Source organism: Sorangium sp. So ce381 (assembly GCF_051473845.1).
GTDB classification, from domain to species: Bacteria; Myxococcota_A; Polyangia; order Polyangiales; family Polyangiaceae; genus Sorangium; species Sorangium atrum.
In genome coordinates, this window is sequence record NZ_CP150336.1 from 369040 (window position 1) to 391132 (window position 22093).

Annotated in this window: 12 protein-coding genes and 1 CRISPR repeat array; of the genes, 7 read left to right on the forward strand and 5 right to left on the reverse strand. The window is 69.7% G+C overall.

All coding sequences use genetic code 11. The features are described 5' to 3' along the window. The first annotated feature begins 243 nt into the window (after window positions 1–243). Window positions 244–882: a TIR domain-containing protein gene (locus WMF29_RS01425; RefSeq protein WP_437327116.1), complete on the forward strand. Its 639-nt coding sequence runs from the start codon at window positions 244–246 to the stop codon at window positions 880–882. Between the two features lie 133 nt (window positions 883–1015). Here the strand turns inward: WMF29_RS01425 and WMF29_RS01430 are convergent, their stop codons facing one another. Genes WMF29_RS01430 through cas7g form a run of 4 tightly spaced genes read right to left on the reverse strand, consistent with a single transcriptional unit; the run spans window position 1016 to window position 7932 of the window. Then, window positions 1016–1969, reverse strand: a complete 954-nt coding sequence (locus WMF29_RS01430) for a type I-G CRISPR-associated protein, Cas3-extension family (RefSeq protein ID WP_437327117.1) — start codon at window positions 1967–1969, stop codon at window positions 1016–1018. Next, the gene (gene cas3g, locus WMF29_RS01435) at window positions 1966–4971 is read right to left on the reverse strand and encodes a type I-G CRISPR-associated helicase/endonuclease Cas3g (RefSeq protein ID WP_437327118.1); all 3006 of its coding nucleotides are present in this window, start codon (window positions 4969–4971) and stop codon (window positions 1966–1968) included. Before cas3g ends, WMF29_RS01430 begins: the two co-directional genes overlap by 4 nt. After that, a complete protein-coding gene (gene csb2 / locus WMF29_RS01440; protein WP_437327119.1) occupies window positions 4964–6655 on the reverse strand; it encodes a type I-G CRISPR-associated protein Csb2 in 1692 nt (563 codons plus the stop codon). The genes cas3g and csb2 overlap by 8 nt, the downstream gene beginning before the upstream one ends. Continuing rightward, window positions 6655–7932 (reverse strand): type I-G CRISPR-associated RAMP protein Csb1/Cas7g, encoded by a 1278-nt coding sequence (cas7g, locus tag WMF29_RS01445; protein WP_437327120.1) that lies wholly within the window; start codon window positions 7930–7932, stop codon window positions 6655–6657. The genes csb2 and cas7g overlap by 1 nt, the downstream gene beginning before the upstream one ends. 582 nt (window positions 7933–8514) lie before the next feature. Between cas7g and cas1 the strand changes: the two genes are divergently transcribed. The 3 genes from cas1 to WMF29_RS01460 all read left to right on the forward strand — a co-directional run bounded on the left by cas1 (window position 8515) and on the right by WMF29_RS01460 (window position 15030). Continuing rightward, window positions 8515–9747, forward strand: coding sequence for a CRISPR-associated endonuclease Cas1 (cas1, locus tag WMF29_RS01450; RefSeq protein ID WP_437327121.1), 1233 nt, complete (start codon window positions 8515–8517; stop codon window positions 9745–9747). A 90-nt stretch (window positions 9748–9837) separates the two neighbouring features. Next, a complete protein-coding gene (cas2, locus tag WMF29_RS01455) occupies window positions 9838–10128 on the forward strand; it encodes a CRISPR-associated endonuclease Cas2 (protein ID WP_437327122.1) in 291 nt (96 codons plus the stop codon). 1110 nt (window positions 10129–11238) lie between these two features. After that, window positions 11239–14209: direct repeats of the CRISPR family, unit length 36 nt; unit sequence CTCTCCGCCGCTGAAAGGCGGCGGCCCCATTGAAGC. 470 nt (window positions 14210–14679) lie between these two features. Beyond that, entirely contained in the window at window positions 14680–15030 is a 351-nt protein-coding gene (locus WMF29_RS01460) for a hypothetical protein (RefSeq protein WP_437327123.1), read from the forward strand. On the opposite strand, the gene WMF29_RS01465 is transcribed toward WMF29_RS01460, so the two are convergent. Further along, window positions 15031–16482, reverse strand: coding sequence for an SAVED domain-containing protein (locus WMF29_RS01465; protein ID WP_437327124.1), 1452 nt, complete (start codon window positions 16480–16482; stop codon window positions 15031–15033). 136 nt (window positions 16483–16618) lie between these two features. On the opposite strand from WMF29_RS01465, the gene WMF29_RS01470 reads away from it, so the two are divergent. The 3 genes from WMF29_RS01470 to WMF29_RS01480 are packed head-to-tail and all read left to right on the forward strand — an operon-like array spanning window position 16619 to window position 21952. Next, on the forward strand, window positions 16619–20104 hold the full coding sequence (locus WMF29_RS01470; RefSeq protein WP_437327125.1) for an nSTAND1 domain-containing NTPase: 3486 nt from the start codon (window positions 16619–16621) through the stop codon (window positions 20102–20104). Beyond that, the gene (locus tag WMF29_RS01475) at window positions 20046–21098 is read left to right on the forward strand and encodes a sigma-70 family RNA polymerase sigma factor (RefSeq protein ID WP_437327126.1); all 1053 of its coding nucleotides are present in this window, start codon (window positions 20046–20048) and stop codon (window positions 21096–21098) included. Before WMF29_RS01470 ends, WMF29_RS01475 begins: the two co-directional genes overlap by 59 nt. Continuing rightward, window positions 21098–21952 carry a serine/threonine-protein kinase gene (locus tag WMF29_RS01480; RefSeq protein WP_437327127.1) on the forward strand — a complete coding sequence of 285 codons (855 nt, stop codon included), beginning with the start codon at window positions 21098–21100 and terminating at the stop codon, window positions 21950–21952. Before WMF29_RS01475 ends, WMF29_RS01480 begins: the two co-directional genes overlap by 1 nt. Window positions 21953–22093 lie beyond the last annotated feature (141 nt).

Below are 22093 nucleotides of genomic sequence, written 5' to 3' on the forward strand. Positions count from 1 at the left end.
CCTGACTTGACGAGCCGTCCTGCCGTTCCAAGGACATGGCGTATGCAACGACTCCCTGAATTCAGCAGGATGGGGTGGCCCTCCCCCCCGCTTTCCCGTGTTGTCGAATTTGCCGATGCGGGCCTCTTTGAAGTACAGCCGGCACGGCTGGTGGGTGCAGCAATCTACACGTTTCGCTGCTGAGGGCGGCGGAGCGCTCCGCCGCTGAGAACGGCGGCCCCGTTGTGTGCGCACCTGCCCACCGTGAGATTATATGTTCTGTTCGACCTCGCTGTCGACGAGGTGCGTTATGGCACGGAGTGGGATGAAAAAGTGCCGGAGGTTGCCCTCGTCAATGTTGCACCAGTCTGGCTTGACGCTGATGCTCTTGCCGCGCCCGGGAATGCGGGTGCCGCTTCTGGCACCATGGGTAGTTCCAATGGCATACGGAGCAGGTGTATGAAACCGCGGGTGTTCATCGGTTCCTCGTCGGAAGGTCTCTCGATTGCAGAAGAAATTCAGCTGGGCCTTCAGTATGTTGCTGGATGTAGGCTGTGGACCCAGTGGGTGTTTCGCCCCTCGTTGAATGTGCTCGACGAACTTGTGGGTAGGGCCAAGGAGTATGATTACGCGATTTTTGTTCTGACGCCCGGTGATGTCGTCACCAGACGAGGGCGGGTTGGAAAAGTTCCACGTGGTAATGTTATCTTAGAGCTCGGCTTGTTTCTAGGTATGCTGGGTCGCCATCGAATATTCATGGTTTGTAATCGCGATGTGCAAATGGAGCTGCCCTCCAATCTGGAAGGTGTTACGACTGTGTCGTACGGAATTTGTGCTGGTAACGACTTGTCCGCGGCAATGGGCTCGGCATGTACTCAGTTGAAGAAGGCAATGATGCTGTAGTCGTTGCACCCGCTCATTGCCCGTGCGCGAGGCTGTCCAAGGCGTTGTCGGCAAAATTCAACGGTTCCATGACGAGGAAAGACGGGCGCGCGCATGGACGGCAAGGGCGGGTCCTCCACTCCTCTGTCCCGGGTCAGCCCCCCGGCGCTGGGCGTGCCATGCGCGCCGGCGCGAAACTCCCGTAGCCGCCCTGATCGCTCCGGCGGATGGCGGACTCGAACACGATGGCGATGCCGCGGGAGCGCAGGACGCTCGGATTCACCTCGAAGACCTCCGGCGACGTCAGGATGGAGCCGATCACGGGGCGTGAGAGAGGCACCGTCCAAATCGGCCACCGGAATGCTCCTGTCTTCCACTCGCCGCTGCACCCGGTGGTCACGATCCGGTCGCCCACGGGAGCGACCCGGATGAATGGCAGGCCACGGAACGCGAGCCAGTCCGCGCCGGGCACGCCGAGCTTCTTGTCCTTCGAAGGATCGCTCGCGCGAAGCGCGTAGTCGCGCGCCGACGTGTTGTCCCACTGGAGCACAGGGAGAGCTCGCTCGTACCTCCACGGCCCGAATAGGGCCTCCTCCAAGTCCTCGACGCGCACTCCCTGGCTGAGTTCGCTCACCATCGAGAGGAACTCCTGCTGGCCCGCGGTGAAATGCAGTGCGGTCGGCTTCGTGTTGCCGTTGTTGTCCATCGCCACATCCGTCGCGAACGCGGCGGCGAAGGCGAGGCTCCGCCGCAGGTCGTTGTTCACCAGGGCGTCGTTCACCAGACGGCTCAGGTAATCCGCGAAGTACCCCGGAGGGGGCTTGAGATCGTGCGTCTCGGTTCCGGTGCCGTCTTTGCGGTAACGCAGCCGCTCGATCGCGGGCTCTCCCCGGAAGCTCTCCAGGTCTCGTACCAGCGCGTCGAGCAACGCGCCGCGATCCGGGCCGCCCACGATCGCCGGTCGGTAGTTGCCACCGGCGCGCCACACGAGCCTTGGCTCCGGCGTTCCGTCCTTCGTCCGGTCGGCGAGCGCGTTGAGCACCCCGAGCGCCGCCAGGAACGCCAGCGGGTTCTTGCCATCCAGCCCGGTCAGCAGGAGCTCGGTCATCGCTCGTTCCTCGCTCCGATGTCGCCGCGCTGCTCTTCCTCGCTCCGCCGGTGATCCGCGAGCCGCAGGATCGCTTCGAGCCACGCCAGCCCGAACCAGCCGTAGTGCTGCACGAGCCGCCAGAACCGCTCGGCGATGCCCGAATCGAGCCGCGCCAGGCCGTGATCGCTCGAGGCGCGCACGGGCGTGCCCGCCACGTCCAAGGTGAGCTCGACGGGTTCGTCATCGGCGACGACCGGAGCGAACGGCCGACACCAGCCGTGGTGCGAGGCCGTGAGGTGCAGGACCAGGTCGCGATCGACATCCTTGTCGAACAGCTGTGCGCAGCCCTGAAGGAGCGCAACGGACGAGAGCTCGTGACGGGCTCCCAGCGGATACCCGGATCGCTTGAACGCGTGGGCCCGCGCTGCGCGATCCGGTGCGACGATTGCGCTCTTGGCGAGCGGCTCGGGCGCCACCGCCGCCCGGAGCTCGCTGCCCCCGTGGAGCATCCGCTGGAACCGCGGGTCGACCTTCCCGGCGTCGTGCCAGCGCGCCGCCAACTCGACGGCGCGCGCGACATCGAGCGGGAGCCCACACTGCTCGGCGAACCGCCTGGCCCAGGCAGCGACCCCTCCCAGATGCTCGCGCAGCGTTACCTCGACGCCTGTGTACGATGCGCTGTCGCCCTCCGTCGTCACATCGCCCACCCCGTCGTTGCGTGCGCGGAAGCGGCCGACGAGCGCGAAATAGCCCGGCTCGACCCAACGCTTTCCATCGTCATCCCCCAGCTCCACGCCGTCGATTCGCACGAGCGCAGGGCGCCTCCTGCCCTTCACCGCGAGCGCCTGGAGCACGTCACCAAGCCACGGTGGCATGGCCGTCGCCGCGCTCATCTCGGAGAGCCACGCGTCCATGGCCGCCCGGTCCTCGGCATCCGACCGCTCGTCCACGACCGGGACGGCAGCCTTCGACCATGCGGGATCCGTGATGTCGGCGTGCCATTGAATGACCTCACGGTGCAGCCGCAGCGTCGGACGCCCCGTCTGCTGCCATCGGGCGCGATCGCCCAGGTCCGAGACGGGCTCTTGGGAGGATGGATCCCAGGTGCCTTCGGCGAGGCCTCCATAGGCGCTTGGGACGATGAGCGTACTGCCTGCGCGGAGGTCGCCCGGCTCGACCACCCGGCTATCGTCGCCATTCCAGAGGAGCGCGAGCCGCCCGCTCCGCGGTTTCTCGTCGCGCTCCTCCCCCGCCGCGCGCCCTTCGACGTCGGCGAGGTCGGGCACCGCGCCGCCCTGGAGCCACGCGCGAACCGCATGGATCGGCATCGAAATCGCCTCGACCCCGACCGGCGTGCACGCCTCCACGCGCTTCAACAGGGCCTCGCGCGCCGCCTCGTCCGCTGTCGCCCGCGCGAGCAGCAGCTCCGTCACATCGGCGCGCCAGACGACCTGCACCTCGGGCGCCTGCTCCTGCTCGATCCCGTGGAGCCACAGCGCCACATCGGGATCGTACGCCGGGCTTGGCATCGTCTGCACCCACGCGTCGAGGTGCGCGGGCAGCATCACGGGCGCACGCCCCGCCTGCGTGTGCATCTCGGCGAGCCTCTTGCCCACGGGTAGCGCCGCCTCCAGCGCCTGGATGCCGAAATCGCGCGCGGCCTCGCCAAGCCACTTCCACGTTTCGGTGAGCGCCTTGCCATAGATCGGGTCGACGTGATCCTTGGCGAGCGCGTCCGAGCGCACCAGCACCACGCCGCGCGCGTCCTTGATGGTGCCAATCCGGTTCAGGCGCCCGAATCGCTGCCGGAGCGCGTCGAGCGAAGCGCACTCCGTCACGATCGCGTCGAGATCGAAGTCGGCGCCCGCCTCGATGCACTGGGTCGCGACGATGATGACCGGGCGCGCCGTCGTACTGCGTACGCGGTCCGAGCGGACGAGCCGGCCGATCGTGGCACCGAGGTCGTCCCGATCGAGCGGACGCATGCGACCCGTGACGAGGAAAACGTCAGCGCTGTCGCCGGTTCGCTTTCGTATGACCGCGGCCGCCTCGCGTGCCGTGGCGACGCGGTTGACGATGACACCCACGGCGCGCCCCGGCGCGACGAAGCCCAGGGCATGGTCGGCGCAGGCCTCGGCGAAGGTCACTCGCCGCGCGTCCTCCCCGCCGCTCACCTTCACTTCGCCGAGCGTGACCGGCTTCTTCGCCCCGAGCCGCCTCGCGAGCCGCTCATCGCGGTGATCGTCCTCGTTCAGCTCGAGCACTCGCCGGCCGTCCGATGCAGCCGACGCGCTGCCCGGCGTGGCCGACATCTCCACGACCTGCCATCGGTCGGGCAGTTTGCGGGTCGCCCACGCGCGGTACCGGCGCAGCGCGAGCAGCGTGTCGCGAAACGGCTGCGACAGGTGCACCTCGTCGAGCAGCAGGAGCGTGTCGTTGCCCAGCAGCCCCGCGTGGATCGGTCGCATGGAGTCGCTCACGCCGTAGCCACGGAAGAGCAGCCGCGAGCCGACCTGATCCACGGTCGAGACGGCCACGAGCGGCTGATCGGGCCTCCGCGCCCACGCGTCGTCGCGCGGCATGCCGCCGCGGAGCTGCGCCAGCGCGAGCGGCGCATCGCCCTCCCGGAGGCCGGCGAGCCCGCGGAGCCGGTCGGCCACCGTGCGAAGGATGCCGTGCTGTGCAGAAGTCAGCTTTCTGGCGATCTTCTCCGCGCGTTCGAACGCCTGATCGACGACCGTCCGCCGATCCACGACCATCACGATGCGCCGGGGGGCCTTGCGCTCCGCTGCCGGCAATGCGGCGTCGAGCGCGAGGTGGAAGACCGCGACGTCGATCGCCGCCGTCTTGCCCGTGCCCGTGGGGAGATCGAGCAAGTCCGGCCAGACCCCATCGCGTGCGACCTCCGCGAGCAGCCTCTCCTGCCATGGAAATGGCGTCACGCGGTCGCTCGGATCCGGCGTTGCGCTGTGGATCGCCTCGAAATAAGCGACGAAGTCGTCGGGCGAGAGCTCAGCCATCTCCCCTCAGCGGCCGGAAGAGGCCGAGGCCGAAGTAACGCCCCGCGCCGAGCAGGATCGGCCCCCGCACCGGCGCGTCGAACGAGAGGGTCGCGTGCACGAGGACCCGCTGCAGGGGAGGTGTGCCCGCCTGGAACGGCGGAAAATTCCGGGCCTTTTCGGCGCCTGCAAGGGGCGCCGCCGGCGCGACCGTCACGCGCGCCGGGCGCGGGAGGCCGATCCGCTCGCACGCCATGGCGACGGTCGCCTCGGCCTCCGCGTAGGCAGCGGCCTCCTTCTGCGGATCGCGCGCGCCGAGATCGCCCGGGTTGCGGTCGAGCGCAACCGGCGTGGCGCTGGCCCACGAAGTGGCCTCGGCGCACCACGTCGCTGGCCGCAGCGTCGATTGGAACGCCTGCTCTTCCAGCCGCTCGAGGATGAGCTCACCTGCCCTCCCAAGGTGGACAGGGAGCCGCGGCGGCTCCTCGTCGCCGACGCGCCTTTGCTGTTCCCAGGCGTCCAGCGCGCGGTAGACGGCGAGCCGTTCGTCACGCGTCGCGTCCCGCGGCAGGATCAGCGCGACGCCCAGGATCGCACCGTCGGCGTGCTCGCTGCCGACGAACGGCAGTGGGACGTAGGCGAGGTGGGGGCGCTCGCTCGGTCCGCCCGAGGCGCGGTGCCCCGAGAGGATCTCGGGCGCGCCTGGGCCGTGCGCCGCCATCATGGCCTTGCGTACCGTCCGGGCGACGTCGAGGCCACGAACCGACGGGAGGCGCAGGCCGGCGACCCGGCGCAGGACGATCCACTCGTCGCTGAAGCGTGGCGCCAGCGCGCTCGTCTCGCCGGCGGCGCGAGGCCTGACGTAGCGCTGGAACGACGCAGGCAGGACCCGTCCGGGTGTGTCGGCCTGGAGCTCGAAGGCCGTGCAGAGGGCCGTGAGCTGGCCCGGGCCCACGACGCGGAGCACCGCTTCGTCTCCGGCGCGCCCGTAGCCGGCGTCGTCCGGGATCCAGGTCGGCTCGGGGCGATCGTCGCGCACGCGCACGCTGACGAGCGACGACGAGTGTCCGAGCCGCGTCACGCGCGCGGCGAGCGCATCGAGCGTCGCGCGCAGCTCGGGCGAGGGCGCCGCGTTCGGCCATGCGAAGACGATATGCGGCCCTGCTGATCCCATCTCGGCCGGCGCGCTCGACGGGAAGGTGCGCGGCTGCCGCGTCCGTCGCTCGGGCAGGATCGACGCCGCCTTCGCCGGCCCTTCTTTCCCCTCCTTGCCGGTCGGGACAGGCGCGATCGCCTTGCGCACGGCCTCGTTGAAGCGCGCCTCGGCCTTGGCGAGCGCCTTCTCGGCCGCGGCGAGCGGCTTGCCACCCTTCGGCCGCGCGGCGTCGACCTCTGCGCGCGCCTCGCGCACGGCGAGCGCCTCGTCGTCGAGCGAGCCGACCACGCTCGTGTCGTTCACGGGCACGAACACCGTCACGACCTCCCGCGCCGCGGCCTCGGGGGCCGTGATCTCGGGCGGGCCTTGCTGCTCCAGCCACTCCAGCGCGGCGCGCTCGTCGTCCGACCGGTCGAGCGCCTCGAAATACGCCGCGACGAGGGCCGAGAACAGCCGCGCCGGGTGCGGCGGCCACTCGGCACGACCGCGGTCATCGACGGCGGTCGCCACGTAGCGGCCGGTCAGCAGGGCGACCTCGATTGCGAGCATCAGCCCTCGTCCTCGGCCTCGCCGCTCGCCGCCAGCTCACGGCTCTTCCGGATGAGGCCGGCGAGCTTCGGTGCCGGCGTGAGCGTGATGGGCTTCGGATCCCAGCCGAGGCCGAGCTGCCGTGCGTTCTGCTCGGCGCCCTTGAGCAGGGCAGCCGCCTCGCTCCGGGAGAGCGAGAAGCGCTCCGGCTCGCCGCCGTCCCGGCCCACGAGCTCGAAGACGAGGGGCTCTCTCGCGACGAGGGTCGAGCGTGAGCGGAGGTCGTAACCCTGGTCGCGCTGGTAGACGACGGCGGCGAGGGCCAGCGCGGCGAGGGCGGTGCGCGCCGCAGCCTCGGCTGTGTCGCGCTGCTCGGCAGGGAGGCGCTCGCCCGAGCAGGTGGTCTGGAAGCGCAGGCGGCGGAGGGCGCCGAGCGAGAGCACGGTGGTCTGCACGGCGTGGCTCATCGTGACGCCGCCCGCGGCTGCATCGATGCTCGGCGGGATGTTGCCGTGATTGATGGCGGACGGAGAGCCCTTCTTGCCGTCGCCGCCGCCGCTGCGGGAAAACTCGACGGGCTTGCCCTTGGCTAGCTCGGCCTCCTTCGGGTCGACCGTCCAGTCCTGGCTGGGGTCCTTGTGCTTGAACACCGGTCCGGCCTTCGTTTGGATGCCGGCGGGGTCGAGGCGACTCGCTGTCTTGACGCCTGGCGCGACGTCGATCCCGACGATCTCGGAGACCAGGCAGCGCTGGAACTTGGCGCCGAGGCCGCCCTTCGGACCCGTGCTGTCCCACACGCCGAAGATCAGGGCTGTCGGACAGTACTTGTACATGGCCGTCGCGTGGGTCGGGCGCGCGTCGGTCACCTCCTTGCCGACGGTCGTGTGGCGGAACGGGGTGCCGCCCAGCACGCTGTCGCGGAGGAGCGCGTCGGCGATGCGGTGCGGGGCCTGTAGCGCCGTGATCTGCTCGAGGTCCGCGAGCCCCTCCTCGTTCGAGAAGTCGACCTGCACGATCGGGAAGGGGAGCTCCCCGCGCCGGAATCCATCGAGCAGCGCCTCCTCCAGGCGGTTTGCCTGAGAAGCGACCGAGTCGAGGAGCACGGTACTCACCTCGCGCCCGTCGATGCGCCGCTGCTCCGTCGCGTACTTCGTGGCCGCGTTGCGTTCCTTCACGTAAGTCGGCGGAAAGACCTTGTCTCCGGGGCCGCCCGCGGGATCGAGGCGCGTGATCGTGCGGATGGCGGCGGCGCCGCCGGCGACGGCGTTCGCGAGGGTATCGAGATCGAGAGAGCGCATCGGTCCTCCGTGGGCGGAACGTGCTGGATGTCGACGAAAAACGCGAAAAGCTCCAAGCGGCGCAGGGCGGGGCGAGCTCGTGCGGCGTGGCGCCAGCGTCGCGCGGCTGGAGCGGAGGTGTCTACCATCGCAGAGCAGGCGGCGAATGGGAAGAGGGCGATACCTTACTCCGCAATTTTGCGTACCCCTGCGAGCTTACCTGACGGAGTGACGCGCGCAGCCAAGCTCGGCTTGCGTCGCCGGGGCCACTGTTGTCCTGGGCCGCTGTGGCGGGAATCGAGCCAGGGGCGACATGGGTGTGGCGGCACGGGAGGCGTGGCGCGCCCTATCGATGAGCCCCGGGCCCCTACGGTCAGCGGAGCTCGCAGCGCGCCGCTGCTGGAGAGGCGTCGCGCGGGCGGACGCCGACGCTCCTGGCGTGCATTGCGGCGAGCGATTCAGGATTCTCGGATTAATTGATGGATTCGAATGTTTGACTCTGTCTGACGCGAAGCCGTCCTCTGACGTCCAGAGGGGGGTGCCGTTCCACCGTCGCTCGTCGACAGCTCGAAGTGCAACGGCTGCTCGCTTGTGGGGATCTGCTTGCCCGACGAGACCAACCTCTTGCGGCGTCTCGACGGGGAAGATCTCGACGCGGCGGTGGAGGGGGAGAAAGGGCACCCGCCCATCAAGGCCGATGGGTCGGAGGAGCTGGGCCCGCTGGACGTGGACCCGTGGGGGCTCGCCGGCGCCGCGGGCGCGGACGTCAGGTCCGAGGACGCGGACGAGCAGGCCGGGGCGGAGCTCAGGCGCCTCCACCCTGCGCGTGACGACAAGCTCCCCGTCTACGTGCAGGAGCAGGGGGCGCGCATCGGGCTCGCGGGGGAGCGGCTCGTGATCACCAGCCGCGCTGGCGGGCACACGGAGGCGCGGCTCTCGAACACGTCGCAGGTCGCGCTTCTCGGCAACGTGCAGATCTCGACGCAGGCGATGCGGGCGCTGCTGGAGCGGGGGATACCTCTCTGCTTCATGACGTACGGGGGCTACACCCTGGGTCGCGCGACGGGGCTCGAGTCGAGGAACGTCGAGCTCCGGGTCGCGCAGCACCGGGCGGCGGCGGACGAGGCGTTCTGCCTGTCGTTCGCGCGCGGCGTCGTGGTGTCGAAGATCAAGAACGCGAGGACGATGCTCCGGCGCAACCACGCGGCGCCCGAGGCGGCGGTGCTGTCGGAGCTCGACCAGCTCGCGCGCAAGGCCGCGGGGGCGCCGTCGTTGCCGTCGCTGCTCGGGATCGAGGGGACGGCGGCCCGGGTGTATTTCGGGGCGTTCGCTGGCATGTTGAAGGGCGCGGGCGAGGCGAGGGGCGAGTTCGACCTGGAGGGGAGGAACCGGCGGCCGCCGCGCGATCCGGTGAACGCGCTGCTGTCGCTGGCCTACGCGCTGCTCGCGAAGGATCTCGCGACGACGCTGGGCACCGTCGGGCTGGATCCGCTGCTCGGGTTCTATCACCAGCCGCGCTTCGGTCGGCCGGCGCTGGCGCTGGATCTGATGGAGGAGTTCCGGACGATCGTGGCGGACTCGGTGGTCGTGGCGGCGATCAACAACGGGGTCGTGGCGCCGGACGATTTCCAGCGCTTCGGCGGCGCGGTGGCGCTGCGGCCCGCGGGGCGCAAGAAGTTCCTCCAGGCCTACGAGCGGCGGATGGACCAGCTGGTGACGCACCCGGTGTTCGGATACCGGATCAGCTACCGCAGGGTGCTGGAGGTGAAGGCGCGGCTGCTCGCGCGGGTGCTGCTCGGCGAGGTGGAGGCGTACCCGTCGTTCCGGACGCGGTGAAGGCGTCGTCCAGGACGAGGTGAATGAAGGCACGGCGCGGGAGAGCGCGGGCCGAGGGAGCGAGGGAGAGAGCGAGCGAAGGAGGCCGGCGTGAGGCAGAGCTACATCGTGAGTTACGACGTCTGCGATCCGAAGCGGCTGCGCAAGATCTTCAAGGCGATGCGTGGGTACGGCGACTGGCTGCAGCTCTCGGTGTGGCAGTGCGAGCTGAGCCGCAGGGAGCTCGTGGAGCTGCGGAGCGATCTCGGGCAGATCATCGATCCGAGGGTGGACCAGGTGCTGATCATCGACATCGGTCCTGCGAAGGGGCGCGGGCTGAGCGCCATCGCGTCGCTCGGGAGGGCGTGCGTCCCATCGGAGCGGGTGGCCGTGGTGGTGTGAGGCGCTGAGCCGGGGGGCGGAGCGGCTGAGTCTGTCGCGTGCGGCGGCAGCAGCGAGGAGGGCGGACGGCGGCGTGCTGGCTCATCGGTCAGCGCGGGGCCGACCGAGCCGGGGGAGGCGTCAGCGGCGAACTGCCGTCCGTTGGCTGCCGCATCCACGAGCCATGCGGCGAGCGCATCGGCGGAGGGCTCCAGCCCCACGTCGTCGAGGCGATCCGGGCCGAGGCCATCGCGCCGCGCGGTTCCGGAAGTACGAGCGCATCTCAGCGAAGGGCAGGACGATGCTCCTCTCCCAGGCGTCGTCGGGCAGGGGGGGCGAGCCTGCGGCTGGGCGTCGCGGAGCGCGATGCGCGCGGAGCGGGTGCGGGAGCAGGCGGTCGCGCCGTCGATGATGGGGAGCGCAGCGGCGACCTTGTGCTTGCGGAACCGAGGAACAGCACGAGCGCGCGCTGGACCTTCCGACCTGGCGTGAGATGCGTCGCGTGCGTCGGTAAGGGAGTTCGGCGAGGGTGCTCCCTGCGTGCCGTAGGCGGAGGACTGCGTTCAGGAGAGCCATGCCGCGCCAGGGCGCCGGGGGAAGGGAACCGTCGCTTGCGAGGACGAGGCTCTGGCATGGGCAGCGGGCCCCCAGGGGCAGCGCCCCGGTCCGTGGCGCGTTAGGCGCGGTCCCCAGCTCGGAAGGTGAGCGTTTCGCCGGGGCGGAAATCGGCGAGGTGGGGGCGAGTCCGGAGAGGCCGCCGAGCCGGGGACGCCGTGGGGCAAGGGGAGCTTGAGGAAAGGTGGAGGCGATGGTGCAGACGCGGAGGAGGTGCGGGTGCAGCGGTGGCGGTGCGGTGGCAGAGCGGCGAGGCGGACGAGCGGAACGGAAGGCCTGGGCGAGAGGGGCAGGTGGCGTGGTAGAAGGAGGACAGGAGGACCGGCTGCGAGCGGTGGAGTGACGCGGAAAAGCCGGGGGGCGCTCGCAAGGCTGGCAGGTGTTTGAAAAGACGAAGGATTTGGTGATGGCCGGGGGGCGCGGAGCGACCCCCGGCGGCCGGAGCGAGGGGTCGGGCGGGAACCTCTCGCAAACCGGGTTGTAAGTGTGCGAAATGTTTCGTAGCCCGCGAGGGCTCTCTCCGCCGCTGAAAGGCGGCGGTCCCATTGAAGCCGCTCGTCCCGGGCGCTCCGACAGTCTGAGGATCGGAATCTCTCCGCCGCTGAAAGGCGGCGGCCCCATTGAAGCTTGTCGCGGGTGTAGTGCGCCGTGAGCCGTACCTCCTCTCCGCCGCTGAAAGGCGGCGGCCCCATTGAAGCAGGCTCGTTGAAATGTGCTCCCCGTTCAAGTGGTAGTGGCACTCTCCGCCGCTGAAAGGCGGCGGCCCCATTGAAGCGGCGAGCGGGGCGCGTGTCACCTGGTGCGGCGTGGGCTCTCCGCCGCTGAAAGGCGGCGGCCCCATTGAAGCCTCTCGAGCATGCCGGCTGTGTATCCGGCGACAGCGGCGACTCTCCGCCGCTGAAAGGCGGCGGCCCCATTGAAGCCGCGTGCGGGTGCTGACGAAGAACTCGACGGTGGGGCTCTCCGCCGCTGAAAGGCGGCGGCCCCATTGAAGCACTCCTCCGGGTCGAGGTAGGGGACCGGCGCGGGCGCGCTCTCCGCCGCTGAAAGGCGGCGGCCCCATTGAAGCCTCTCCGCCTCGCTGTCTCCGAAGTAGATCCCCCCCTCTCCGCCGCTGAAAGGCGGCGGCCCCATTGAAGCTTCTCGCCCGCCACGGGGGCGGCGCCGCGCCCGAGCTCTCTCCGCCGCTGAAAGGCGGCGGCCCCATTGAAGCCAGAGGCTGCCGGCGCCGACGGTAGGGCTGTCCGCGTACTCTCCGCCGCAGAAAGGCGGCGGCCCCATTGAAGCCCATAGCTGCTCTCGACGCCAGCGACGGCCAGAACGGCATCTCTCCGCCGCTGAAAGGCGGCGGCCCCATTGAAGCGAGCAACGGATCGCGCGCCTCACACTCTCACGCGAGCTCTCCGCCGCTGAAAGGCGGCGGCCCCATTGAAGCTCGCTGGAACTGGTAATTGTCCCGAAGCCAGAGGGCATGCTCTCCGCCGCTGAAAGGCGGCGGCCCCATTGAAGCGCCGGGTAGTCGCGAGCGGTCGTATCGAGCACCGTCCACCTCTCCGCCGCTGAAATGCGACGGCCCCATTGAAGCTTTGGGTACGACACGCCGGTTGGCATCGACAGCGCGACTCTCCGCCGCTGAAAGGCGGCGGCCCCATTGAAGCATACTGATGGGCTCGCAAGCACGAGCACCTTTGAGAGCTCGTCTCTCCGCCGCTGAAAGGCGGCGGCCCCATTGAAGCATCGCGTCCTCCATGTCCCTCTAGATTCCGTCCCGCGACTCTCCGCCGCTGAAAGGCGGCGGCCCCATTGAAGCTTGGGCGCCACCTTCTTGGGCGCGCTCTCCGCCGCTGAAAGGCGGCGACCCCATTGAAGCAGCCTTTTCCCCGGGCCGCCTCCTCGACCCCCGTCACCTCTCCGCCGCAGAAAGGCGGCGGCCCCATTGAAGCGAGACCATGAGCCGGTTCGTCCTCGGGTCGATGGTCACCTCTCCGCCGCAGAAAGGCGGCGGCCCCATTGAAGCGCAACCCTCTGCGGCTTGCTGCGCCCGAAGGTGCGCTCTCCGCCGCAGAAAGGCGGCGGCCCCATTGAAGCGCTTGTGTTCCTGGGCATAACTCCGGCGCGGAGGGGGGCTCTCCGCCGCAGAAAGGCGGCGGCCCCATTGAAGCTTGATGGTGGCTTTGAAGGTCGTTTTATTCGGGAACTCTCCGCCGCTGAAAGGCGGCGGCCCCATTGAAGCAAGCCCGGCGTGTGGAAGAACTCAGCAGACACCTCCGCTCTCCGCCGCTGGAAGGCGGCGGCCCCATTGAAGCAAGCCCGGCGTGTGGAAGAACTCAGCAGACACCTCCGCTCTCCGCCGCTGGAAGGCGGCGGCCCCATTGAAGCCTGAGCACCGTCTCGGTCCTGCGCTAGGTGACCGGCTGGCTCTCCGCCGCTGAAAGGCGGCGGCCCCATTGAAGCCTCATCTCGTACGCGAGCGCCTTGACCGCCGGGCCGACTCTCCGCCGCAGAAAGGCGGCGGCCCCATTGAAGCTGCGCTCGCGCGTGATTCAAGCGCTCGTGCGCTCCATCCCTCTCCGCCGCAGAAAGGCGGCGGCCCCATTGAAGCATGGCCTTGACGCGGAGCTTCTGCGGCCAGTAGGCCATCTCTCCGCCGCAGAAAGGCGGCGGCCCCATTGAATCGATGAAGGTGCCGCCGCCGTTCAGCGACCACGCCAGCGTCTCTCCGCCGCAGAAAGGCGGCGGCCCCATTGAAGCGGATTCAGCCGCAACGCCTTGACCAGACGCCCCGTGCTCCCCCTCTCCGCCGCAGAAAGGCGGCGGCCCCATTGAAGCGCGCAGGACTGACCGCGCCCGCACCTCCGAGATGCTCACCTCTCCGCCGCAGAAAGGCGGCGGCCCCATTGAAGCTTGTGTGCCCAAAGGATGACCGGGTTTCTCAGGTACTCTCCGCCGCAGAAAGGCGGCGGTCCCATTGAAGCTGCAGGTTGGCCTTCTTGTGAGCTTTCCACAGCCCTCTCCGCCGCAGAAAGGCGGCGGCCCCATTGAAGCAAGGTGTGGGAACGGGATCGCGACATGGGCCTCGTCAGCTCTCCGCCGCAGAAATGCCGCGGCCCCATTGAAGCATCCACCAGTCGGTGATGCGCGTGGCCGACTTCTCCACGCTCTCCGCCGCAGAAATGCGGCGGCCCCACTGAAGCAGAAGCCAGAGGTTCTGGAAGCGCGGGTCGTTCAGCCTCTCCGCCGCAGAAATGCGGCGGCCCCATTGAAGCAGCTCATCGAGCGCGCGCAGATTTTCGCTTTCCTCGTCGCTCCGCCGCAGAAAGGCGGCGGCCCCATTGAAGTCTCTCACAGAGCGTCCCTGTCACTACCCTGGGCATGGTTCTCTCCGCCGCAGAAATGCGGCGGCCCCATTGAGGCGTCATGTTGCGCTTCGAGCCCTTCGCCAGCTTCACCGCTCTCCGCCGCAGAAACGCGGCGGCCCCATTGAGGATTGGAGGAGAAATGAAAGTCGTTTCGATCCTGATCTGTGTCTCCGCTGCAGCGTGCAACTATGACATGGGCGAGTGCTATCTCCGGGATGGCCGTGATGAAAGCGTCGGCAGCGGCGTAATCACCACGGGCGGAGCCGGAGGCTTCGGGGACGCGCCGCCGGCGCCGCGAGACGGGGACGAGCCTTCCGAGTGCAGCGAAGCCGTCGAGGCGGCAGCCCAGGTCGCCTGCGCGTCTCCGGGGAGCAGTGCGTGCGTGGACCAGTGCGAGGCGATCGGCGCCTACTGCGTCCATCGAGCTTCGCATCCATACAGCAAGAGCAGCGGATTCGGCGATCTGTACTGGTGTAAAGGTGGCAAGCCCACGTGGACGTGCTCTTGTCAATATTCGAATGGCGACAATTGCACGGTCATTCGGCCGCTCGGGACGTGGCTTTGTCGATATTCGTTCGAGAAATAGGGAGGTGGACAGATGGTACATGCACGGCGTGTGGCGGAGGCGCTCTCTGGCGGGCTGAACTGCGCCTCTGCGATCGTGGAAGCGCTCGATGCCGGCCCGCCGGGGGCCGACCTTCCGATGGATGAATGGGTAGGGACCCTTCGCGCGATGGGGGACGCTCTCGAAGCGATCCTGGCAAAAGAGGTGACGACGGCGCTCATCGTACACCAAGGTGACTGTGACGTCGCCCGACGATTGGCCGCCCTGGTGTCGGACTGGGCGACCACGCGCCCGCCACCTCACGAGCTGCGCGCGATGGCCATGGCTGTTTTGCGACTCTCGAACCGTAGCGAAGCCGAATCCGCACCCGACGGGCAGGAGTGATCAGCCGGGGATGAAGAACGCTGGCCCATAACCCGGGCTCAGATCCTCGTACAGCTGGGTGCCGGGTATCCGATTCCAGAGGTGCCCGAGGAGCAGCGCTGCTCCCGCGGGCCCTGACAGGAACAGGTGCACCCTGCGCGCTCCCGTGGCGCGTACCTGCTCGCGCACCACTTGCCTCACCGCGCGCGCCCACCCCTTCGCGCGCGCCGCGTCCGGGATCGCCGTGTCGCTCGGCGCAGGGGCGGCCGCGATCTCGACGAAGCGCCCGACGGGAAGCCCGCTGCGCCGCAGATACGCGAGCACGTCCTCGGAGATGTCGTTGGCCACGCTGAGCCCCACCGCCAGGTCGCCCCCCGCCCCGAGCTCCACCGGCGCGCCGACGCGCAGCGGGAACTCGTCAGACGCCACGTCGCTGCTCCACCGCTCGCCGCGCTGCACGCACGCCACCCGGAACTTGCGCGTATCGCCGAACGTGACGCCGGCCGCGAACCACGCGGGCAAGCGCATGTCGCCGCGCACGAGGACCCGGTCGAACCCGAGCGCGCGGATGCGGCGCTCGGCCGCCTCCAGCTCCGGCAGCAAGCGCCCGTTCCAGTCCCGCGGATCGCGGAGCTGCCGGCGCGCCCGGGGGTGGTCGCCCTCGAACCGATCGACCCAGTCGAGGTGCTCCGTCGCCCCGGCCGCCCAGGGATCGCGATCGATCGCCTGCACCACCACGGTCGCCCGGCGCGCCTCGCCGTGCAGGCCGCGGCGCGCGATCTCCGCGGCCAGCACCTGTCGATCCACCTCCTGCCGGGCCCCCGTCACCCACCCACGGATCATCTGGACCCCCTGCTCCACCGCGAGCTCATCGCTCCTCAGCCCCACAGCGGCCATCCGATCCGAGACGCTCGTCGCGAGCCCCGTCCACCCCGGCTGGCCGGTGAGCAGGACGAGGTGATCGAGCATCTCGAGCAGGTCGGCCTCCGCGACGCCGACATGGCCTGCCCAGCGCTTTCGCCCGAGCCCAGCCTTCGATCTCGGCGCCGCCAGCCGCAGCCTCGGGCCGAGCGTGCCGGTGCGTCCGTCCTGCAAGGCCAGCACCGGATCGGACACGTCGAGCGATCGGTTCGTGTACAGGCCCATCTTCGGCCGCTGTCCGTCCCGCGACAGCCTCTGCCAGCTCTTCCAGAACATCTGTAAAGGGCTCTTCCCCTTGTCGGTCGCCGGCGTGATCCACCAGGCCCGGTCGATCGGGTGGCGCCCGTCCACCGAGTACTTCACTTGAAAGTGCTCGTCCGCCGCCGTCCGGCGGCGCACCACGACGTCGTCCACGTTGCCCGCGTTCTTCACCTCGATCGCGATCCCGTCGACGTCCTCCGCCGGCATCAGCGCTCGCAGCGCGTGATACCAGGCGAAGAGGTGCTGGTAGTCGTGTCCTTGGAGCGCGGCTCCCGCAGCGCTGAGGCTCATCTCGGCTTCCCCTCTGGCCCTCGGGCGATCCCGCGGCCAGCTTGCTGCGGCGCCCGCGCGCCGGCAAGCGAGAGCGCCTCGCGCCGGCGCGCTGGTCCTGCCGGAGCATCATCGGCTAGATTCCGCCCACCCGATCATGGACCTTCCGGGCGACAGGTTCGGTCCCTATCGACTCGTCCAGCCCATCGGCAGCGGCGGCGTCGGGCGCGTCTTCCTCGCGGTCCACCAGCACATGGGCCAGGAGGTGGCGCTCAAGGTCCTCTCGCGGGAGTCGGCCGGAGACCCCCAGCTCGTGGCGCGGTTCGTCCAGGAGTCGCGCGCCCTCGCCCAGCTCCGCCACCCGGGCATCGTGCGGGTCCACAACTGCGATAGACGCGAGGACGGCGCCGCCTACCTCGTGATGGAGTACCTCGAAGGCACCACGCTCCGCGCGTGGGTGCAACGGCAGAACGGGCCGGCGCCGCTCGACGCCGCGCTGGCGATCGGCCGGCAGCTCGCCGACGCGATGAGCGAGGTCCATGCAAAAGGGATCGTTCATCGCGATCTGAAGCCCGAGAACGTCCTCCTCGTCCCGGACGAGGCGGCTCCGCTCGGCCTCCAGCCCAAGATCCTCGACTTCGGTATCGCCAAGGTGCCGCCGGCCAGCGACGAGCGGGGCGATACGCACGTTCAGACCGCCGCACACAATTTCCTGGGAACCTCGGCGTACATGGCACCGGAGCAGTGCAGGAACGCCGCGGAGGTGACCGACCGGGCCGACGTCTACGCGCTCGGCGTGGTCCTGTTCGAGCTCATCGCGGGGAGGCCGCCGTTCGTCTCGACGGACGATGTGGAGCTTCTCTATCACCACGTGCACGAGGAGCCCCCGCACCTGGACGAGCTCGTGCCCACGGTGCCCCCGGCGCTCAGCGCCTTCGTCTCCTCGATGCTGGCCAAGGCGCCGGAGCAACGACCCACGATGGTCCGTTGCCGAGACATGCTCGCGCGGTCGTGGGCGAGCGAAAGAAACGAGTGCCCCTTCCCGGGATTACAGCCGTTCACGGAGGCGCAGGCCGAGCTGTTCTTCGGGCGCCATGTCGAGATCAAAGAGCTCGTGCCCGTCCTCGAGGAGATGCGCGAGGAAGGCGCCAGGCGCTGGCTCCAGATCGAGGGGCCGAGCGGCACCGGGAAATCGTCGCTCGTGCAGGCCGGGCTCCTGCCGAGGCTGATCGAGCGAGCTCCAGGGGCGGCGCCGTGGCTCGTCGTGACGCTCCGCCCGTCCGAGGACCCGATCGAGAGCCTCGCTGCCGCGGTCGCCTCGGTGTGCGCAGCGCATGAGCCCGCAGGGGCTCAGGCAGAGATAGAGACCGCGCTGCGCTCGGAAGGAAATGCGCTCGCCGCGCTCCTCTCCCGCTGTGTTCCCCCGGGAGCCAGGCTGCTGCTCGTGGTGGAGCAGCTCGAGGAGCTTTTCGCGCTGGGCGGCGCTCACGTGCGCCAGGTCGACGCCCTGCTGTCGGCGTGCCTCGCAGGTGAACGCTCTCCGCTGCGCCTGCTGACGACGCTGAGGAGCGACTACCTGCATCGGCTGGAGCAGGCGCCCGGCCTGGCGCGGGCGCTGAACAGCAAGGCGTGCCGCTATCACCTCCGGCCGATGGATGGAGAGGCGCTCGAACAGGTGATCCTCGGCATGGCCACCCGGGCCGGGCTCCGGCTCTCCGAGGGGCTGCCCGCGCGCATGGTGCGCGACGCGGCCGGCACCGACGCGCGGCTCCCGCTCCTGGGCCATACGCTCCGCAGCCTCTGGTCGTCCCGCGCCTCGGGCGCGTTGACCCACGACCACTACGAGCAAATCGGCGGGGTCAGCGGCGCGCTGGCGCGCCACGCCGCACTGCTCCTCGATGCGCTGGGCGAGCAGGGGCGAGAGCGGGCCAAATGGCTCATCCTCGATCTCGTCCAGGTCGGTCGCGGCGTCCCCGACACCCGGCGCCCGAGGACGCGGGGAGACGTCCTCGCTGCCGCGGGAGGCGACCAGCTGGCGGAGGACGTGCTCCTGCGGATCTCGGGCATGCCGGCCGGGGAATCGCCGGCAGCGTCCGAGAGCCTGCGGCTCGTCGTGATGGCCGCGGACCCTCCGGCGGAGCCGTCCCAGCAGCGCGTCGACCTGGTGCACGAGACGCTGCTGCAGAAGGTCCCGGCGATCGTCGGGTGGATCGAGGCCGAGCGCGCGCTCCTCGAGCGGCACGCCGACCTCGAGGTCGCGGCGCACGCGTGGGCGCAATCAGGGAGGCGCGAGGATGGGCTGCCCTGGGGCTCCCTGCTGGATCACTACCGCGGGAAGATCGGCGCGGCGGGCGACCCGGGGCGGCTCCTGCGGATGGCCAGCGAGCGGGCGCGCACGTTCCTGGGAAAGGCGGAGAAGCTCGAGCGGCGACGTCTCTTGATACGGCGAGCGCTCATCCTGATCCTGGGCGCCGCGGTGGTCGCGATCTCCGCGACGGCGCTCTGGGCCTGGACGGAGCGGCAGCGCGCCGAGGAAGAACGGCAGCGCGCGGAGCAGGAGCGGCAGCGCGCCGAGGAAGAACGGCAGCGCGCCGAGAAGAACCGGCAACACATCCTCATGGCCACGAGAGAGCTGGTCGGCGATCTCGACTGGAAGCTCGGCAGGGTCCTGTACACGTCGAGCATCCGGGCGATGCTGCTCGAGCACCTGGACGAGAACCTCTCGTCCCTGCGCGAGGAGGAGAAGGACGAACCGGACGTCATCCGCGCCGTGGTGGATATCAAGCTCCGGCGCAGCGATTTCGCTCGAGCGAATGGGCGCCTGTCCGAGTCGTACGCGTTCGTCTCGCAGTCAGAGGACCGCATCCGGCTCGGTCTTGCGAAGGACCCGTCGAGCGAGATCCTGCGCATGAGGCTCGGGTGGACCCACTCGAAGCGCGGGAAGCTCAACCTCGCGTACGGGCGATACGAGCTCGCCCGCGAAGATTTCGATCGATCGGTGGAGGTGCTGAGCGGCGTGCGCTCCGTCGAGCCCAACAACTACAGGCGCACGCTCGCGACGAGCTACTCCGAGCAAGGAGAGGCCCAGCTCGAGCTCGGCCATGCATCCGCCGCCGCGGCTCGATACAAGGATGCCCTCGGTCTGCTCGAGCAGATCGACGAGCCCGACGAAGAGGGCAAGCGATACAACCGCTCCTTGATCGCGCAAGCGCTGGCCGCCCTGGGGGCTGCCACGCGCAGGAGCGGAGAGCTGCGCGTCGCGGTGGGCCACATCGAGCAAGCCCGTGAGCTCGCGAGAGAGCTCTTCCAGGGCGAGCCAGGGAACGTGTACTTCCGCTTGATCCTGAGCAAGACCGAGGCGGCCCTGGCCGCGGCGCGGGCGGAGGGAGGCCAGGCCGCCGAGGCGTTGCCGCTCTACGAGCAGGCCGCCGGCACAGGCGAGGCATTGCATGCAGGGGACCCGACCCACAAGGAGTACGGGTTGCTCCTGTGCCAGAGCCTCCGGGGGGTGGAGGAACTGGCGGGGGCCCGAGGAGGGCGGACGCGCGCCGCGGAGGCGCGCGCACGCCGGTGTGAGGTGGCGCGTGGGTTCGTCGAGCGGGACCCGGAGGACGTGCGGTTCAGGCGCCTGGCCTGCCCGTGAGCCGGCAGAAAAAATAAATGAGCGCTCCGCGATCGATCTTGCGCGGAACGGCATCCATCCGGATCGAGGCGCGCTCCGCGCCCCCTCCATGATCACCGCCCAACTTGCGCCCTCCAGAACGCGGCCTTGCAACGTCCGCCCCGCGGCGTACGATGGATTGCATTCTTCTATGGGCCAGGAAGCCGTTCCTCTGGAGGAGCTCATCGCGCGCGCACGGGCCGGAGATCAGGCGGCGATGCGGCAGCTATTCAAGTGGTCCGCACCGCTCCTCGAGGACTGGGCGTCCCGTAGGCTGAGGAGGAAGCAGCCGGATATCACACGCCCGTCCGACCTCGTGCAGGAAGCGTCGGAGAGGGCCTCTCGCGGGATCTCCTCCTTCAGGGGGACGACGGCGGCCGAGTGGCTTTCCTGGCTGGAGAGCATCGTGGAGACCTGCGCTATCCAGTCCTTCCGCGCGGCCGCCCGCAAGAAGCGGGACAGGGCCGGCGAGGTGCCGCTCGACGAGGAGAAGCACCTCGTGCCTCAGCTGAGCCCGAGCCAGGCCGCCGCGGACGAGGAGCAGTGGCGGCAGGTGTTCGGTCGCGTCTTCGAGCTCCCGGAGGAGCAGAAGACGGCGATCTGGCTGTGTTACCTCAAAGGTCTTCGCGTCTCCGACGCGGCTCGATGCATGGAGAGGTCCGACGCGGCGATCCGCGGCCTCTTGCACAGAGGCATCGAGGCGCTCCAGGAGCGCGTGACTGGCGCTGCGGAGCCTGCCTCTGCGGCGGACGGTGCCCGTCGGGCGGCCCAGCCGAAGGAGGACGCCAGGGCAGCGTTGCTCTCGTACCTGCGACGGCGTGAAGCCGGAGAGCGCATCGACGCCGGCGCGTTCATCGCCGAGCACGCCTCGTGCGCCCCGGAGCTTCGACCCATGCTCGAGTGGGTCGAACGGATCGAGGCGCAGCGGCTGGCGCGCCTCGGGGAACCCGGGGAAGAGGGAAGCGAGGAGCGTTGATGCTGGCGCCCGGCGTGAGGATCGAGGGCTACGAGGTGGTGAGCATCCTGGCCATCGGGGAGATCTGTCATGTCTACGAGGCGCGCGCCGGCCAGGGTGCGAGGCCGGTCGCGGTGAAGGTCCTGCACGAGGCGTGGTGCGCCGATGAGGAGATCGCGACCCGGTTCCGGAACGAGGCGAGCGTCCTCCGGAGCATCCAGCACCCGCACGTGGTCCGCCTGTTCGCGTCGGGGACCCTGCCATCAGGGGCGCCTTATATGATCCTGGAGCGGCTGCCCACCCACCTCGCGCGTGCGCTCGCCGACGCGGACGGCGCCCTGCCGCCGAGGACCGCGGCGCGCCTCGCGTCCCAGATCGCGACCGCGCTCCTCGCCTTGCACGCCCGGGGGATCGTCCACCGCGATCTGAAGCCGGCCAACGTGCTGCTCGACGCACACGATCTCGGCGCCGCCCAGGTCCGGCTCGCCGACCTGGGCCTCGCCAAGGTGAGGTCGGACGCACGGGGTGAGCCCATCGCCGCCGGCCACGTTTCGACGGGCGGGAGCGCGCTGCTCGGGACCTGGGACTACATGGCGCCCGAGCAGTGGATCAAGCCCAAGGCCGCTGGCGCGGCGGCGGACGTGTACTCCCTCGGCGTGCTCCTGTTCCAGATGCTGTGCGGCCGCCTGCCGTTCGTTGCGGACGAGCCGAAGGAGCTGATGGCGCTCCACCTGTTCGAGCGCCCGCCGCTGGGCGGGCTCGACGAGCGGAGCCCGCCGGCGCTGCGCGAGCTCGTCGGCCGGATGCTGAACAAGGTCCCATCGACGAGGCCGGCCATGCAGGAGGTGCTCGGCCAGCTCGACGGCCTGCGCTAGCCGAGGGTAGGGCTGGTCGAGAAATCGACAGGGCCCGCGATCGATTTCCTTCGGAGCGGCGTCTTCCCCCGGTGGGAGCGACCGAGCAGCCAGCGGTCGCCCCGGAGTGCCGTCCATCCCGCGCTCCTGTGGAGCCGTTCC